Here is an 18,341-nt window from a genome sequence, read left to right as displayed (position 1 = left end):
CGGCCGTCGGCTCGGTGGAGCCGCCCGCCTGCTTCTCCACGTAGACCGCCACGGTGCGCGCCGGGACGGTGGCGGTGCCGGTGGCCGCGTCGAAGGTCGAGTCCTTGACGACGGCGTCGGAGCCATCGGCCTGAACCTGGTGCAGCACGAACTCCCGCCCGGCCAGGTCCGTGATCGTCTCGCTGACCTCGGTGTCGGAGGCGTTGAACACCACCAGCACACCCGCCAGCGAGGCGTCCACGTCGTCGCCCACGGTGTCGTCAATGAGCATGTCGATCACGCCGGCCGTCGCGTCCGTCCCGGAGTTCGGGAAGGAGAGCTTGGTCTGGATGGCGTCGGCCGAGCCCAGGTGGAACAGCGGCGTCGAGGTGCGGATCCGCAGGAAGTCCAGCATCTGCGCATTGGAGGCGGCAATATCCTCCGCCGTGGGCTTGAGCGCGGGGTCGGCCAGCAGTGGGCGCTGGATGTCCCACTTGGAGCCGTTGGAGGACTCCATGGGCAGCCCGGCGCCGAAGCCGTTGTCCTGCCCGGTCCAGTCGATCGCGTTGAAGTAGTCGCCGGAGTTGTAGGAGTCGCGGTCCAGCGACTTGCTGCGCAGCATCTCGGTGCCCGCCGCCCAGAAGGACGGCGACTGGCCAAGCGTCACGGTGGCCAGCGACAGGCTGTTCATGCGCACCCGGTCGGCCATGGACGTGTCCGCGGCCAGCTTGTAGACGCCCAGGTCGAACAGCGTCTCATTGTCGTGGGCGTCCACGTAGTTGATCGTCTCCTCCGGACTGGAGGCGTAACCGGCCGCCTGCCCGTTGTAGTCGACCTCCGCCCCACGCTTGACGGTCCCGTCGGACTGGGTGAAGGAGTAGTCCTTCAGGTTGCCGGCCAGGCCCAGCTTGACCAGGTCGGTGGCGTGGCCGAGGTCGGCCAGCTGCTCCTCCTCGGTCTTGTTGGACAATCCGTTGGGGGCCGTGTAAAGCCCGGTGCCGAAGCCCTGGTAGGTGCGCGGGTCGTCGTCGAAGGGGCCGCCGCCGTGGACGGCGTCGCGCAGCCGGTCGTTGAAGGTGCCGATGCCGGTACCGTCCAACTGGCCCTGGGTGGCGGTGGTGAACAGCGCGTTGTCCGCGATCTCCCCCATGTTCCAGCCCTCGCCGTACAGGTAGATGGCCGAGCCGTCCACGCCGTCCTTCTCAACCGTGAGTTCGTCCAGGGCGGCACGCAGCCGGTTCATGGTGTCCACCGAGTGGTAGCCCATCAGGTCGAAGCGGAAGCCGTCGACGTGGTAGTCGCGCGCCCAGGTGACCACCGAGTCGATCATGAGCCGCTCCGCCAGGGCGTTCTCGGTGGCGGTGTTGGGGCAGCAGGTGGAGGTGAGCACGTCGCCCTTGGCGTCCAGCCGCTGGTAGTAGCCGGGCACCACCCGATCCAGCACCGAGGTGGTGTCCTGGCAGGCACCGGCCGTGTGGTTGAAGACCTGATCCAGCACCACCTGCAGGCCGGTGGCGTGCAGGGCGCCGACCATCTCGCGGAACTCGTAGGTGCGGGCGCCGCCGTCCTGGTTGCCCTCGGTGGCGTAGGAGCCCTCGGGGGTCGTGTAGTGGTAGGGGTCGTAGCCCCAGTTGTAGGCGTCGGCGTCCTTGACCGCTCCCACGGCGGCCTGTTGCTCGGTGGAGTCCGGACCGGCGTCGGCCGGGATGTCCGGCACCTGCTGGGCGGAGCGGTCCTCCTCGATCGAGGCGATGTCGAAGGTCGGCAGCAGGTGGACGGTGTCGATGCCCGCGTCGGCGAGTTCGGCCAGGTGCTGCATGCCGTCGGAGTCGGTGACGGTGAAGGCCTTATAGGTGCCGCGGTACTCCTCCGGGACGGTGGCGTCCGCGGCGGAGAAGTCGCGCACGTGCAGCTCGTAGATGGTGCGGGCCGCGTCGGACGAGATCAGCGGGGAGGCGGTGGACGTCCACTGCTCGGGGGCCAGGTCCGGGTCGGACAGGTCGACGGCGACCGACCGCGCCGAGCCCAGGGTCAAGCCCACCGAGTAGGGGTCGGTGACCAGGTTGGTCTCCACCTTCCCGGTGGACGGCGCATACACCTTGACCTCCCACAGGTACTGGGAGCCGGCGGTGATGCCGGCGTCTGCGCCGTCCACCGTCCAGCGGCCGTCGTCGCCGCGCACGGCGGCGGTGCGCACGGGGTCGCCGTCCACGAGGGCGGCCGAGCCGGTGGCCGTGCCCGTGTCCCAGGTCAGCAGGGTGACCGCCTGGGCGGTCGGCGCCCACAGCGCGAAATCGGGGACGCCGCCCACGAAGGTGACGCCCAGCGGCGCGTCGGCGACGGCGTCGGCGTACAGGGAGTCGATGACGACGGCGGTCTGCACGCCGGTGAAGGCGGTCGCGCCGGTGCCGTCGGCGCCGTGCTGGACCACGGCCACCTGGCCCTTGAGGGCCTCGGCGACCTCCGCCTCGGACAGCAGGGCCTTGCCGTCGGCGTCGGTCGGTGAGACGGCGATGTAGTCGGCGAGATTGGGGTGCGCGGCCAGGACGTCGTCGGACAGGTTGCCGAGCACGCGCAGCGGCGTCTCGGTACCGCCCGTCACTTTCCCGTCGGCCAGGGCGGCGCCGCCATCCGGGGAGGTGACCAGGCCCAGGCTGATGGGGGCGTCGGCGGCGGGAGTGCCGTCGTCGCCGACCACGTCCGCACGGGTCACGCCGTCGGGCAGCAGGCTCACCGGCCAGGCCAGCGTGGTGGAGTCGACCCAGTAGGCGCGCTCCTCGCCGGTGCCGGCGACGGGCGGGTCAGTGACGGCGATGGTCAGCAGGTGGGAGGACTCGTCATAGGTGAAGACGACGCTCTTGCCCGCGGTGGCGGAGAAGGAGTAGTTGGCGCCGTCCGCGGCACCGTCAACCCCATAGTTCTCCGCCCAGGACAGGCCGACGGCGACCTTCACCTCATAGGAGCCGGTGGGCAGTGCCGCGGTGGAGAAGGTCCACGTCCCGTCGCCGTTCGGCCGCATGATCGAGGCCAGGCAGGCGGGGTCCCAGTCGGATTCACAACCGAGTTCGTCCTGGAAGGAGCCGGGCAGGGTCACCGCCGGGGCCTCGGCGTCGTTCCACACCTGGTGGGTGCGGGCGTCGTAGTAGAAGGTGACCGGCCCGCCGTCGGTGGTGTAGTAGATGTTGTCGCCGCCGGCGACGGCGTCGGCGCCGTAGTTCTCGTCCCAGGTGCCGCCGATGGCGATCTTGTACTGCCAGGTGCCGGCGGGGATGTCGAAGGTGCCGGTGTACAGGCCGGAGACCGGGTCCTGGGCCAGCAGCGCCTGCTCGCAGTCGGGCTGCCAGTCGGAGATGCAGCCCATCTCGGTGTTGTGGTCGCCGGGGATGGTGACCTCGAGGCCGTCGATGGGGGCGTCCGGGTCGGCCTGCGGCTGCGCGCCGGTGAGGTCGGCGCCGACGACGGCGAGGGTGGAGGCGGCGGCCCGGTTGCCGGCGGCGTCGGTGGTTACCGCCCGCACCTCCAGGACGGTGCCGGTGGGCACGGCCGACAGGTCCGCGTACACGCGCGGGGTGTCGTCCTCGGCGGTGCCGACGGTGGTCCAGTCCTCGGTGCCGAGCGGCCGGTAGGAGAAGGTGGTCTCCGCCCAGCGGTCGGCTGCGGTGGCGGCGGCGATCTCCGCAGTGGTGCCGGACAGGTTCGCCCCATAGGCGGTGGTGAAGCCGACCGTGGGGTTCTCCGCGGCGGCGACGGTGGCGTCGGCGCGCAGCACGACGGCGCTCATCGCGGGCACGGTCAGCGTGACGGTGCCGCCGGCGTCGGCCGTGACCGCCTTGTCGGTGCCGTACAGCGGGGTGTAGGCGGCGCCGGGGGTGAGGGTGGTGAAGGTGACGGTCTGGTCCTCGCCGGCGTTGTTCAGGGCGACCAGGTGCTCGATCTTCTCGTCGCGGTCCACGCGGGCGAAGGCGTATACGCCGGCGGAGTCCTGGGAGTACAGCTCGATCTGGGAGCCGGTGGACAGAGCCGGGGTGGTGGCCCGCAGCCGGGAGAGCTCGGCGATGTGCTTATACAGCGCGGAGTCGGTGTCGTAGCGGTCGGTGGAGCCGGCCACGGTGCCGTCGATGAGCTGCTCACTCGCGTACTGGTCCACCTGGGTGGCGAACATGTCCTGGCGGGCGTCCTTGTCCCCGCCGGAGCCGGCCAGGCCCTGCTCATCGCCGTAGTAGATGACCGGCTGGCCGCGGGTCAGCAGCATCAGGGAGTGGGCCAGTTCGGAGCGGGTGAGCAGGTCCGCGCTGCCGGACCCGCCGCCCAGCAGGTAGCCGATGCGGCCCATGTCGTGGTTGCCCAGGAAGGTGGGCTCGGCGTAGATGCTGGAGTGGTCGGTCGTGTAGTAGTCGTCGGTGGCGAAGAAGGTGCTCAGGTTCGTCGTCGGCCGGCCCCGGGCGAAGCCCTGGGCGGCGGCCTGGAAGGCGAAGTCGAGGGTGGCGTCCATGCCGGTGCCACGCACGTAGGGGCTGGTCTTGGTGGCGTCGGCGTCGTAGACCTCGCCGAAGGTGAAGAAGTCCGGGTTGGTGGCCTCGGCGTGGGCGTCGATGGCGGCGGTCCAGTCTTCCCAGAACTCATAGTTGACGTGCTTGACGGTGTCGATGCGGAAGCCGTCCACGCCGAAGTCCATCCAGGCGGTGTAGACGTCCTCGAAGGTCTGCTCGACGATCGGGTTCTCCGTCATCAGGTCGTCCAGGCCCTGGAAGTCGCCCATGGTGGTGGACTCACCCGTCCAGGTGGAGTCGCCGCGGTTGTGGTACAGGGTGACGTCGTTCAGGGCCTCGGGGATGACGTCGCCGTTGCGCACGGGCGTGTAGGGGAATGAGGTGGCGGCGTCGAGGGTGGGGAAGTCGTCCCGACCGGCCAGGGCGGAGATGTCGATGACGTTGCCGTCGGCGTCGGTGTAGGGCACGTCGGCGGTCTCGACGTAGGAGTAGGTGCCCTCCTCATAGCTGATGAGGTCGGCGGTGTGGTTGGTGATGATGTCCAGGTACAGCTTCATGCCGCGCGCGTGGAGGGCGTCGCGCAGCTGTGCCAGCGCCTCGTTGCCGCCCAGGTGCGGGTCGATGGAGGTGAAGTCGGTGATCCAGTAGCCGTGGTAGCCGGCGGAGGCGTCCGCGCCGCTGCCCTGGACGGGCTGGTTGGTGAAGGAGGGGGTCAGCCAGATGGCGGTGGTGCCCAGGTCCTGGATGTAGTCCAGGTGGTCGATCAGTCCCTGGATGTCGCCGCCGTGGTAGTAGCCCTTGTCGGTGGGGTCCAGACCGGTGATGTCGCTGCCGCCGGTGAGCCCGCCGGTGTCGTTGGAGGCGTCGCCGTTGGCGAAGCGGTCGGTGAGCACGAAGTAGAACTGCTCAGCGGTGCCCTGTCGTACCGGGGCGGCGGCGAGGGCGGCGTCGGCGTCGGTGTAGTCGCCGGTCAGGTCGGCGGAGGCGAGCCCGACGCGGTGACTGTCCTGGTTCCAGGTGAAGGTGAGTTCGGCGTCGCCGGCGAGGGTGAGGGGGATGTTGTCCGCGCCGCCGTCCTTGCCGTAGGAGGTGTCCCAGGTGTCGTTCAGGGCGACCTTGATCTCGTAGGCGCCGGCGGGCACGGTGGTGGTGTACTCCCAGGTGCCGTCACCGTCGGCGTCGGTCAGCTCGGTGACGTCACAGGCGGGGTCCCAGTCGCCTCCGCAGCCGAGTTCATCCTGCAGCGAGCCGACCAGGGCCACGGATGCCGGTGCGGCCTCGTCGGCGACGGCGACGGCGGGCTGCGCGGCCAGGCCGATCGCCCCGGTGGACAGGGCCAGGGCGGTGGCAGCGACGGCGCCGAGGGCGCGGGAACGCTTCAGCCGCCCGGTATGCAAGGAATGCAAGCGCACGGTGACTCCTTCGTCTGTGCAAGTCGCGCCCGCGCCTGGGCGGGCGAGGTGGGTTCCGGCCAAAGCCTGACGGGGCCGGTTGGGGTCACTTGAGAGTACGACACGAAACCGCAACCTGCAACCTCTGCAACTCTTTCATGGCCTTGCACTTTCCCCTCTCCCCCCTCCGCGAGGTCGGTGGAACTTACGTGCCCAGGTCGGTGGAACTTACGTACCGAGACCGGTCGAAGCAGCGCTGCTTGAACCCCGGCGGCCTGCACGTAGACCGGCCGCCTGCACATAGCCCGCTCCCCGCGCTCAGGCCGCCCACCGATACCGCCTCACGTACGCGTTCTGGAGCTTTTCGAGGTTCTAGGTCCTGTTGTGTAAGTGCTTGGGTGGCGGTGTGTGGCTGTTGAGCCCGTTAGTTGGACCGCCGTTCCCCGGTTGGACCCCTGTTCCCCGGTTGGACCGCCGTAGCCGCCGGTTACAGCGGTCCAACGGGGCGTGGGCGGTCCAACGGGGCGTGGGCGGTCCAGCCGGAGGGGTGAGCGCCGCTCAGTCGCTGACCCAGGCGCGCCACAGGCGGGCGTACTCCCCGCCGGCGGCCAGCAGCTCTGCGTGCGGCCCCAACTCCACGATCCGCCCGTCAATCACCACCGCCACCCGGTCGGCGGCGGCGGCCGTGTCCAGTCGGTGGGCGATGGCCACCACGGTGCGACCGGCCAGTACGGCGTCCAACGAGCGCTCGGCGGAGCGGGCGACGCTGGGATCGAGCAGGCTGGTGGCCTCGTCCAGAACGAGCGTGGCCGGGTCCATCAGCACGATGCGGGCCAGCGCGACCTGCTGCGCCTGCCCCGGAGTCAGCTGCACTCCGCCGGCGCCGACGAGGGTGTCCAGCCCGTCGGACAGCCCCCGCGCCCACTCGGCGGCACCAACGACCTCCAGGGCACGCTCCAGCTCGGCGTCGGTGGCGTCCGTGCGGGCCAGACGCAGGTTGTCGGCCAGGCTGCAGGCGAAGACGTGGTGTTCCTGGGTCACCAGCGCGACCTCGTGGTGCAGCGCGTCCTCCGTGAGCGCGGTCAGATCGACGCCATCGCCGTCGCCCACTGTCACGCGCCCGCGGGTGGGCGGGTGAATGCCGGCGAGCATGCGGCCGAGTGTGGACTTGCCCGAGCCGGACGGGCCGACGACGGCCAGTCGCTCCCCCGGGATCAACTCCAGGTCGACATCGTGCAGCACGTCGTGTCCGGGCAGGTACGCGTAGGAGACGCCGCACACGCGCGGAGGCCGGCCCGTGACCGTGCTGCTGGTGGCTTGGCGGTCGGGAGCGACCAGTTCCACGCCGACGATGCGGGACATGGCGGCGCCCGCCGTCTGCAGGGAGTCGATCCAGAAGGTCATCTCTGAGACGGGCGTGCGCAACTGAACGGCGTACAGCGACACCGTGGTGATCGCCCCGAGGGATACGGCACCGTGTCCGGCCAACCAAGCCCCCCAGGCGACGACGGCGATCACCGGGCCGAAGGAGCCCAGCCCCAGGGCGGTGATCAGGACAATGCGCAGCCACAGGGCGTACTGCTCGGTGGACCAGACCTCGATCATGGCCCGGTCCAGGATGCGGTTGCGGCGCGCCCCCAACCCGTGGGCGTCGACGGTGACCGCCTGGTCGGCGGTTTCGGCGACAACGCCGTCGACCTCGGCCCACATGGCGTTCATGGCCCGGTACGCGGGCACGGCGTAGCGCAGGTACCAACTCGCCGCGGGCAGGATGGTCAACAGCGGAATGATCAGCGCGGGACTGAGCTGCGGGGAGGTGATCACCGCGGCGGCCACGATCGTGAGCAGCGTGAGCACAATGACGAGGATCTGGCTGACGCCGCGCTGGACGACGTTGCGAATGGAGTCCAGGTCACGGCCCGTGCGCCCCAGCAGGTCGCCGGTGCCGGCGGACTCGACCACCGACAGCGGCAGGTGCATGGCCGAGCCGACCAGCCGCTCGCGCAGCTCGGCGAACACCCGCTCCCCCAGCACACGCGCCAGGTACTCGCCGCAGCCGGTCAGGGCGGCGTTGCCGACCGCCAGGGCGATGACGACGACGATCAGCCCCTGCAGCCGACCGGCCGTATTGGCGTCCACGGCACCGGTCACCAGGTCGACCATGGATCCGAGCACCCGGGGGATGCCCACGGAGGCCAGTGCCGCCAGCAGTTGGATGATCGTGACGGCGGCGATCGCGCCGCGGTGCTCGCGGACCAGCTCGACGGCGCGGCGACGCACGGCGGCCCCGTCGGCCACGGGTAGGCGTCGGTTCACGGCTCTCCTCCCGTGTCTACACCGCGTTCGACGACGGCGCGGTAGGCGTCCAGAGCGCTCAGCTCGTGGTGGGTACCGCGAGCGACCTCATGCACATCTGCTGCCGGGGTGGCAGTCCCGCGTCGGCCGGCCGCACCGGCGCCATTGGCGTCGACGACGGCGCCGACCGCACCGCCGTCAGACGCCTCGGCGGGCGCGAGCAGCACCACCTCGTCACAACGTCCCAACAGCAGTGGGGAGGAGGTGACGACGACGGTGGTCAGGCCCCGCCGCTCCTCCTGCAGCCTCCGGGCCACCAAGTCCTCGGTGTGCGAATCCAGGGCGCTGGTGGGCTCGACCAGCACCAGCACGGGCGCGTGGCGGGCGACGGCGCGGGCCAGAGCCAGGCGTTGGCGCTGACCGCCGGAGACGTTGCGGGCCTTCTCGGTGAGCTGGCCGTCCAGGCCACCGAGGGAGTCCAGGGCGTCGCCCGCGGCGGCCACGGCGAGGGCCTGCTCGGCGCGCTCCCGCTGGGCGGCGGTCAGGGGCGCCGCACCCCCGCCGGCGGCGGGGCCGTCGTCGCCGTGGGCGCCCGCCACCGCGCCTGAGCGGATGACCTCGGCGGTCGGGCGCGGCCCGGACAGGGGGATCTCGTCGCCGAGTACCTCCTCGGCGAGCGTGCCGGCGAAGGCCTCGGCGTGGGCGCCGGAGACGACGATGGTGCGGCGCACCTCCTTAAGCGGGACGGTGCGCAGGTCGGTGCCGCCCAGCGCGACGGGGCCGTCGGCGTCGTCGGCACGGCCGAGGCGCTGGGCCAGGGCGGCGGCGCGGGCCGGGTCGGGGCAGACCAGGGCGGTCATGCGTCCGCCGCGCAGCACCACGCCGGAACTCAGGTCGGTCAGGTCGCCGGCCGGGTCCAGGCGCGCCCCGGGGACGACGCCTGCGTCGTCGGTCAGCGGCTCGACCGCCTCGATACGGGCGACCTTGCGGGCGCCCACCCAGGCGCGGGTGGAGAACTGGATCAGGTCGGCCATCACGCCCAGCGGCCCGACCAGGAAGGTCGTGTAGCCGTAGAAGGTGACCAGTTGGCCCGGGCTGATGGTGCCGGTCAGGGCCGCGCGGGCACCCGCACCGACGACGACGGCGGTGAAGACCATGGGGGCGCCGGCCTTGACGGTGGCCAGGAGCGCCTGGGTGGAGGCGACCCGGATGCCGGCGTCGCGCACCCGGTGGGAGGCCTCGGCGTAGCGGGCGGCGTACACGTCCTCCCCGCCGATGCCGCGCAGCACGCGCAGGCCGGACACGGCGTCGGTGGTGATGGTGGACAGGCGCCCCTGTTCTTCGCGCTGCACGGACAGGCGCCGGTTCAGGGGACGGATGAAGGCGCCCACCAGCGCCAACACGATCGGCAGACCGATCAGCACCAGCAGCCCCAGCGGGGCGGACGTGCGCAGCATGAGCACGCCCACAACCACGACGCTGACCAGGGCGCCGATGACGTTGACGACGAAGTACATCAGGGCGCCGATGTTGTCGGCGTCGGCGGTGATGGTGGCGATGACGTCCCCGCTGGCGATGCGGCGGGTGACGGCTCGCGAGCGCAGGCCCAGGCGGTGGGCGGCGCCGCGCATGGCCGGCTTCCAGGCGCCGACCCAGGCGCCCATGCCGGTGGCGTCCTCCAGGCCGGCGGCGAGCGAGCCGAGCAGTCCCAGTCCGGTCAGCGCAGCCAGCCCGGGCAGCAGGCGGGCGGTGAGTCCGGCCTCGAGGCCGGCGTCGAGCAGGTCGCCCAGTGCCAGTGGGATCAGCGCCTGCGCGAGGTAGGAGGCCGTGGAGACCACGACGCCGAGGGCGATCGCAGGCACGCTCATGCGGGTCACGGCGCGCAGCAGCCCGCCCGGGGTGGCGGGCAGCTCCGGGGGCGGCGTCGTCTGCACCGACAGGAAGGCGGGCCACCGGCGCGGGGCGCGGGTAACGGGGATCGACACGATCTCCTAGCCTATGTGACCCGGCCGCGGCCGACACCCTCGCCACGGCCACGAACACCTGCCTCCTACTACAGAGCGAATGGGAGTGCCTTGGGCCCCTCTGCGGCGGGCCACCGCAGCGGCGGGACCAGGTCAGGCCGCGGTGGGCGCGAGGGCGTTGTCCGCCGGCAGCGGCTTGGGGCCGCGGCGCAGGCGGGCGCCCAGCAGGATGAAGGCCCAGGCGATCAGCGCCCAGACGGCCAGGACCGCCAGGGTCTTGAGGTAGATCCCGTCCACGCCGCCGCCGGCGATCAGCCGCCGGAAGGCGAGCTGGGTGTAGCTCATCGGCAGGTAGGGGTGGATCCACTGGAAGAAGCGCGGCGTGGTCTCGATCGGGAAGGTCGCGCCCATGGAGGTGATCTGCAGGCTGAGCAGGATGATGGACACGAAGCGGCCGCGGAAGGCCAGCGTGGCCACGCAGGCCTGGTTGACGGCGACGAAGGTCAGCGACGCGGCGATCGCCATGGCGCACAGGCCCACCAGGTTGGCGGCGTGGATCTGCCCGGAGGCGTTGACCGCGACCATCATGACCACGGCCTGGACGACGGCGAGCAGGGCGGCGGTGGTGGCGGGCCGGATAGCTGCGGCGTACCAGCGCTCGCCGTGGTTGCGCTTGTCCAGGGCGGGCAGCACCAGGAACAGGGCGATGGCGCCGACCCACAGCGCCAGGCTCATGAACATGGGGGTGAAGCCTGCGCCGTTGTTGGCCACGGGGTTGTCGCGCACCGCATCGACGTCGGCGGCGTCGGCGGCCACGTCGGTCATGGTCTGGCGCTGGACCGCGGTGTAGTCGGGGATCTGGTCAACCCCGTCTTCCAGGCCCTCGCTGAGGGTGTCGGCGCCGTCGGACAGGGTGACGGAGCCTTCCTGGAGCCGATCCAGGCCATCACTGAGGGTGGTGGCGCCGTCGGACAGGGTGACGGAGCCGGAGTAGGCGGTGCCCAGGCCGCTGGACAGGGTGTCCGCACCGGTGGCGGCGGTGTCGGCACCGGCAGAGAGCCGGGCGAGGCCGTCGGCAAGGGTCTGGGAGGAGGTGGCGGCCGTGGAAGCGCCGGAGGACAGCGTGTTCAGGCCGCTGGACAGGGTGTCGGCACCGCTGGACAGCGTCTGCGCGCCGGAGTTGACCGAGTTCGCGCCGGTGGCGAGCTGGGAGGCGCCGGTGGAGAGGCTGTTGGCCCCGGTGGACAGGGTGTTCAGACCGGTGGACAGGTCGCTGGAGCCGGTGGCGAGTTGGGAGGCGCCGGCGCTGACGGAGGTGGCGCCGGAGGTCAACGTCGGGCCCTGGGAGGACAGTGCGGCCAGCACCCCGGTGAGGCTGCGGTCTTCGCCGGTGGCGGGGTTGTACACGTCGGTGGCGGATCCCAGTCCTCCGGACAGCGCAGTGGCGCCGGAGGACGCGTCCGCCGCCCCGGTGGCGACGGCACCGACGGAGCCCTGCAGTTGGGTCGCGCCGGAGGAGAGCTGCTCCGCTCCGGTGGCGACCTGGCCGACGGCGCCGGTCACGCCCGCGCTGGAGGCGGCCAGGGTGTTGAGGCCGCCCAGCACGGTGCCGGACTGGGCCGTGTCCTCGGTGGTACCGAGCCCGCCGGCGGCCTGGGCGATCGCCTGGCAGGTCGCGTCGGTCTGGCCGTGGTCGGCGACGCATTGCTGATAGGCGCCCGCGAGCGCGGTGGCGACCTGCCCGGCCCCCGCCTGGGCGGTGGACACGCCGCCGGTGTAGTCGTTGACGGCGCCGTACAGGGTCGCCTGGCCGGCCGCGGCCGAGTCGGTCGACGACCCGATCCCGTTGACCGCGCTCTGGGCGCCCGTCGCCAGGTCATTGGCGGCGCCGTACAGGGTCCGCTGACTCTCCTCGCCGCTGGCGTAGGAGTCGGTGGACTTGCCGACGCCGGCGGACAGCTGGTTCAGGCCCGACGCCAGGTCCTGGGCGCCGGGGTCGAGTTGGTCCTTCAGCGTCGTGTAGGCCTGGTCCACACTGTCGACGTAGGTGTTCACGCCGGTGGACAGGGTGGAGGCACCGGTGGACAGGCTGGTGGCGCCGGTGGCCAGCGTGTTTGCGCCCGACGAGGCGGAGGATGCGCCCGCGGCCACCTGTCCCGCGCCGGAGTCGACCGTGGCGGCGCCCGAGGCCAGCGTGGAGGTGCCGTCGGCCAGGGTGCCCGCGCCGGAGGCCAGCGTGCTCGCGCCGGAGGCGGCCGAGGACGCTCCGGTGGCCAGGCGGGCCATGCCGTCGGCCAGCTGCTGGGAGCCGGAGGCGGCGGTAGACGTGGAGGTGGCGAGGGTGGTCAGGCCGTCGGAGAGGGTGACGGCGCCGGAGGCCAGCTCGCTCATGCCGACCGTGAGGGTGGTGGCCCCGTCGGCCAGCTGGTCGGCGCCGTCGGCGGCGTCGGTGGTGCCCGACTCCAGGGTGGCGGCGCCCGAGGCCAGGGCGGTGGCGCCGTCGGAGGCCTCTACGAGTCCCTCGCGGATGGTGGAGACGCTCAGCAGCAGGGTGGACAGGACCCGCTCGGAGCCCTGCTGCTCCAGGCGGTTGGAGAGTTCGGAGGCGACGGTGGCGGCCATGGTGCCGGCCAGGTAGTTGATGCCGTCGTCGGTGACGAGCTTCAGCTCCTGGGTGACGGCGTCGGAGGGGTCATCGGAGCCGACGCGGGAGACGATCTGGGAGAAGTCGGCGGGGATGTAGAGGATGGCGCGGACCTTCTGCGTGTTCATGTCCGCCTCGGCGGTGGCGGCGTCCATCTGCTCCCAGGTGAAGCCGACGTTCTCATCGCCGTCCGGATGAGTCAGGGCGTCCGTGAGGTCGGCGCCGAGGTTAAAGGTCTCGGTCTCCCCGTTGGCGAGCGTGGCCGTGTAGGCGCTGTCCTCGTTGACGACGGCGGCCTTGATGTCACCGAGCCGGTTGGTGGGGTTCTGGTAGGCGAGCGTCAACAGTCCCGAGTACAGCAGCGGGATGATGGACACGGCGAGCACCACGACCAGGTTTGCGATGCGCGAGCCGCTGAGTTTCTTCATTTCAGTTGCCTCTCCTGAGTTCCGCCGACCGACGATACACATCTGTATCGACACCTTCAATACAGACCTGTATCATGCGTGTCTGGTTGGACGCCGAGGATCGGCCTGAGAAACCCCGAGGGGACGCCGAAAACACTCTCGACGCCGGCGTCGCGAATGTCGCGAATGACACAGGGCGACGCGAAATGACATGATGAGCTGGACATGAGCACGAGTAGGGAACAAGCGGAGGAGCTGATCGAGGCCGCCGGCGCGCGCCTGTCGGCCCGGCGGGCCGCGGTGCGTCGGCTCATCGGCGTCCCCCCGTCCGAGCGACGCGCCCAGACTCAGGCACTGCTGCTGGATGCCGGCCGGGAACTGTTCGCAGACAAGGGCATCGGCGGCACCTCCGTGGGCGACATCTGCTCCCGGGCCGGCTTCACCCGCGGCGCCTTCTACTCCAACTTCACCGACATGGACCACTTCGTGCAGCGCCTGGCCGAGGAGCAGTGGACCTCCATCGTCAACTTCGTGGACGAGTCCGTCGCCGGCGCGCTGTCCACGCAGACGGAGGGACCAACGCTGGAGTCCGACGCCGAACTGGCCGCCGGGCTGGCCGAACTCGCCTCCCGGCTGCTCGGGGCCATGCCGATCTCACGCGAGGTGTTCCTACTGCAAAACGAGTTCGCCGCCTACATCGCGCGCACCGAGGCGGATGGCGGGGGCTCCCCGCTGCGCGAGGGCTATGCCGCCTTCAAACGGCACCTGGTAAGGGTGCTGGTGGAGGGGTTGGCGTCGATCAACCGCGCCTGCCTGCTCAGCCCGGAGGACACCACCGAACTCATCATGGCCACCGCCGTCCGCTCCATGCGCATGGCCCTGTCCGCAGCGCCCGAGGGCAACAGGCCCGGTGACGCACAGGCCGCTGGTACTCGTGGCACTCAGACCGACGACGACGACGCCAACAGCGACCGCGGGTCGGAGAGCACCGGCGCCAACACCGCCGAACCCGACCTGACCGCCTTCCTCGTGCGCACCCTGCCCGCGCTGCTGGCCCGCCTGTCGACGCCGATCGCCCTTGACAGGCCTGGCACCCGCGGCGCTAACCTCAACCCATGACCGCTTCGACGCTCGCGACCCGTACCCCGATGGTGCGCGCCGAAAGCATGCGTCGAATGCAGATGCGCTGACAGCGCCAGCCGTCGCTGTTTCCACGAGTAACGGTCAGAGTCCGAGCCGCCGGTAGGCGCTCGTTGCACTCCGCGGCCGCCCGCCACGCCGGCCCGCGTTCAAACCCCCGGTAATCCTCCATTCGCCGCCACGTCTCTGTGCGCACCGCGCCCACCCCACCTCGCCGAGGTCGGTTGAAGTTACGTGCCCAGGTCGGTCGATGTGACGGCAGCCCCAAGCCTTCCAGGAAGCACCATGACCACCTACGCCCCCGCCGTCTTCACCGACGCCGCCGCAACAACCACCCTCGCCCCCGATGCCTCCGGCCTCGCCCCGCACGCCTCCGCCTCCCCCTTCGACGTGGTCCACGACCGCGCCGGCACCGCGAGCCTTAAGTGGGACTTCGCCGCCGAACGGGGCCGCCCCAGCGCCGTCCTGCCGCTGTGGGTGGCGGACATGGATCACCCCACGGCACCTTGTGTGGTCAACGCCCTGCTGTGGCGGGTGCGGCACGGCATCTTCGGCTACACCGAGCCCGACGCGGCCTACAACGCCACCCTGGCCGCCTGGTTCGCCCGCCGCTACGACTGGCGCATCGACCCGGCCTGGAACGTCGTCACCCCGGGAGTCGTGCCCGCGCTGGCGACGGCGGTGCGCGCCCTGACCGAGCCGGGTGACGCCGTCGTCATTGAGGAGCCCGTCTACTACCCGTTCCGGGAGGTGGTCGAGCAGCAGGGGCGCGTGGTCGCCCCGGCCCCGCTGGTGCGCGGCGCCGACGGCGTGTACCGGCGCGACCTGGACGCGCTGGAGGCCGTGCTCACGAGCACCGGCGCCCGCCTACTGCTCCTGTGCAACCCGCACAACCCGGTGGGCCGGGTGTGGTCCCGCGCCGAACTGGCGGCGCTGGCCGAGGTGGCCGAACGCCACGACGTGCTCCTGGTCTCCGACGAGGTGCACGCCGACCTCGCCCTGCCCGGGTACCGCACCACCCCCTTCGCCTCCCTGTCCGCCGACGCCGCCGCCCGCACCATCACCTGCACCTCGCCGTCGAAGTCCTTCAACCTGGCCGGGCTGCAGGTGGCCAATATCCTCATCGCCGATCCCGAGCTGCGCGCCCGCTTCCGCTCGGCGCTCGGCGCCGCCGGCTACTCCCAGCCGAATGTGTTGGGACTGACGGCCTGCCAGGCGGCCTACAAGTCCGGCGACGCCTGGCTCGACGCCCTGCGTCGCCATATCGAGTACGCGCGCCGACACGTCATCCGCCGCCTGGAGCGGGTGCCCGGCGTCGAAGTCTCGCCATGCGAGGGCACCTACCTGCTGTGGCTGGACTGCACCGGGCTGCTGGAGGCCACGGGCCTGGCGGCGGAGGAGCTGGACGGTTTCATTACCGATCAGGCCGGCGTCTGGCTCGACGACGGCGCCCTGTTCGGCACCGGCGGTGCAGGCTTCACCCGGCTGAACCTCGCCTGCCCGCGCGCAACGCTGGACGAGGCGCTGGATCGCCTGGAGATCGCCGTACACGGCCTGCTCGCCCGACGTGCGGACTGACCCGCCGCCCCCACTCACCGAGATCGGTAGAAATCACGTACCGAGATCGGTCGAAAAGGCTCGCTGAGACCGCCACGAGCACCTCACCCAAACCGGTCATCCCCCCCCATATACAGCCAGAAAGCACTCATGAGCATTTCCGAATCTGCCGTAGCCGTCGCCGACTCCGCCGTCGACCATTCCGGGTGTCGCACCGCGCCGATCCAGCACCACCCCACGTGGTCGGACTCCCCCAACCCCTGGCGGCTCGACACCGTGCTGGCGCATGCGGGGACCGCCACCGACCCGGTCACCGGCGCCATTACGACGCCGATCCACCTGTCGACCGCATTCGGGCATCCGGGCCTGGGCGCCTCCACCGGCTACGACTACACGCGCACCGCCTCCCCCACCCGCGACGTCCTGCAGGACGCCCTGGCACGGCTGGACGGCGGGGCGGCGGGCTTCGCCCTGGCCTCCGGCATGGCGGCGGTGCAGCTGACGGTCACCACGCTGGCGCCGTACGGCTCGCGGATCGTCGCCCTGGAGGACCTGTACGGCGGCACCTACCGGTACCTGAAATGTCTGGCCGACGACGGCGCCTACGAGGTGGACTTCGTGGTCGGCGAGGCCGGCCTGCGGGAGGCGCTGCGGCGGCCGGCCGCGCTGGTGCTGATCGAGACGCCCACCAACCCGATGATGACCGAGCTGGACATTGCGCGGGTGGCCGACTGGGCGCATGCGGCGGGGGCACTGCTGGCGGTCGACAACACCTTCTACACGCCGGTGATCTGCCGGCCGCTGGAGTTGGGGGCGGACGTGGCCGTGTACTCGGCCACGAAGTACCTGGCCGGGCACAACGACGTCATGGCGGGCGCCGTCGTCGTGAATGACCCGGCGCTGGGCGAGCGGCTCCAGTATCAGTTGAACACGACCGGGGCGACGCTGGGCCCCTTCGATGCGTTCCTGCTGCTGCGCGGGCTGAAGACGCTGTCGCTGCGCATGGAGAGGCATGAGGCCAACGCCCGGAAGGTGGCCGACTTCCTGCGAACCGACACGAGGGTGACGCGGGTGCTGTATCCGGGACGCTCGGGCATGGTGTCCTTCGAGCTGGCCGACGGCGTCGACGTGGCCGCATTCCTGGCGGCGGTGCGCGTGTTCACCTTCGCCGAGTCGCTGGGCGGGGTGGAGTCGCTGGTGACGTGCCCCAGCGTGCAGACGCATGCGGACGTGCCGCCGTCCACCCGCGCCGCCTACGGGCTGACGGACCGGCTGCTGCGGCTGAGCGTCGGCATTGAGGACGCCGCGGACCTGCTCGCCGACCTGCGGCAGGCGCTGGATCGGGCGGGCGCGGAGGCGGCGTGAGCGGCGCGGCCGACCGCCCCGGGTCCGCCGTCATATCGACCGATCTCGGCACGTAACTTCCACCGACCTCGGCACGTAAGATCAACCGACCTCGGCGGGCGGGGCGGGGCGGGTCGGGTTGGGGCGGGTCGGGTTGGCAGCTACCAGCTGACCGGCACCGGGGCGCCCTCGCGGTAGCCGGAGGCCGACTGGATGCCGACGATCGCCCGCTCGCGGAACTCCGGGATGGAGGCCGCTCCGGCGTAGGTGAAGGAGCTGCGCACGCCCGCCACGATGGAGTCGATCAGGTCCTCCACGCCGGGGCGCTCGGGGTCCAGGTACATGCGGCCGGCGCTGATGCCCTCCTCGAACAGCCCCTTGCGAGCGCGGTCGAAGGCGTCCTCCCCCTCGGTGCGGTCCGCCACCGCCCGGGCCGAGGCCATGCCGAAGCTCTCCTTGTAGGCGCGGCCGTCGGCGTCGTACTGCAGGTCGCCCGGGGACTCGTGGGTGCCGGCGAACCAGGAGCCGATCATCACGTTGGAGGCGCCCGCCGCGAGCGCCAGGGCGACGTCGCGCGGGTGGCGCACCCCGCCGTCGGCCCACACGTGCGCGCCCAGGCGCGCCGCCTCCCGGCTGCACTCCAGGACGGCGGAGAACTGGGGGCGGCCCACGCCGGTCTGCATGCGGGTGGTGCACATGGCGCCCGGCCCCACCCCCACCTTGACGATGGAGGCGCCGGCGTCGACCAGGTCGCGCACGCCGGCCGCGGTGACCACGTTGCCGGCGACGATCGGGAAGCCGTCGGGCAGGGCGGCGCGCACGGCCCGGACCACCTCCACCATGCGGTCCTGGTGCCCGTGGGCGGTGTCGACGACGATCACGTCCACCCCGGCCGTCACGAGTTCGGCCGCGCGGCGGGCCGGGTCGCCGTTCATGCCGATGGCGGCGCCCACGCGCAGGTGGCCGGAGGCGTCGACGGCGGGCCGGTAGATGGTGGAGCGCACGGCCCCGGAGCGGGTGAGCAGACCGACCAGGCCGCCGTCGGCCCCCACCACCGGCGCCAGGGTGCGGCGGGCGGCCTTGAGCCGATCGAAGGCCTCGCGCGGGTCGATCCCCTCCGGCAGGGTGAC

At 71.6% G+C, this 18,341-nt stretch carries 8 protein-coding genes; 3 read left to right on the top strand and 5 right to left on the bottom strand.

Translation table 11 applies throughout. The features are described from left to right. From pulA to BN1056_RS02985, 4 genes are all read right to left on the bottom strand, one after another. On the bottom strand, positions 1-5,881 hold a 5,881-nt coding region (gene pulA / locus BN1056_RS15035; RefSeq protein ID WP_210578948.1), incomplete at its 3' end, for a pullulanase-type alpha-1,6-glucosidase. Positions 5,882-6,418: 537 nt separating this feature from the next. Beyond that, on the bottom strand, positions 6,419-8,176 hold the full coding sequence (locus BN1056_RS02995; RefSeq protein WP_210578947.1) for an ABC transporter ATP-binding protein: 1,758 nt from the start codon (positions 8,174-8,176) through the stop codon (positions 6,419-6,421). Continuing rightward, positions 8,173-10,140 (bottom strand): ABC transporter transmembrane domain-containing protein, encoded by a 1,968-nt coding sequence (locus tag BN1056_RS02990; RefSeq protein ID WP_210578946.1) that lies wholly within the window; start codon positions 10,138-10,140, stop codon positions 8,173-8,175. Before BN1056_RS02990 ends, BN1056_RS02995 begins: the two co-directional genes overlap by 4 nt. Positions 10,141-10,272: 132 nt before the next feature. Next, positions 10,273-13,191, bottom strand: a complete 2,919-nt coding sequence (locus BN1056_RS02985; protein ID WP_210578945.1) for a YhgE/Pip domain-containing protein — start codon at positions 13,189-13,191, stop codon at positions 10,273-10,275. Between the two features lie 204 nt (positions 13,192-13,395). Here BN1056_RS02985 and BN1056_RS02980 point away from each other — a divergent pair, with 204 nt between their 5' ends. From BN1056_RS02980 to BN1056_RS02970, 3 genes are all read left to right on the top strand, one after another. Beyond that, positions 13,396-14,289, top strand: coding sequence for a TetR/AcrR family transcriptional regulator (locus BN1056_RS02980; protein ID WP_210578944.1), 894 nt, complete (start codon positions 13,396-13,398; stop codon positions 14,287-14,289). Positions 14,290-14,595: 306 nt separating this feature from the next. Further along, complete coding sequence (locus tag BN1056_RS02975; protein ID WP_210578943.1) at positions 14,596-15,888, top strand: MalY/PatB family protein; 1,293 nt, start codon at positions 14,596-14,598, stop codon at positions 15,886-15,888. A 129-nt stretch (positions 15,889-16,017) separates the two neighbouring features. Continuing rightward, positions 16,018-17,232, top strand: coding sequence for a trans-sulfuration enzyme family protein (locus BN1056_RS02970; protein ID WP_210578941.1), 1,215 nt, complete (start codon positions 16,018-16,020; stop codon positions 17,230-17,232). Positions 17,233-17,372: 140 nt separating this feature from the next. Here the strand turns inward: BN1056_RS02970 and BN1056_RS14555 are convergent. Continuing rightward, positions 17,373-18,341: GuaB1 family IMP dehydrogenase-related protein (locus BN1056_RS14555; RefSeq protein WP_244671472.1), on the bottom strand; the 969-nt coding region annotated here is incomplete at its 5' end.

It is taken from the genome of Actinomyces succiniciruminis, assembly GCF_900002405.1.
In the GTDB taxonomy this organism is placed as follows: domain Bacteria; phylum Actinomycetota; class Actinomycetes; order Actinomycetales; family Actinomycetaceae; genus Actinomyces; species Actinomyces succiniciruminis.
Note: the sequence above shows the minus strand (reverse complement) of the source record. Positions and strands in the feature narration are given on the sequence as shown.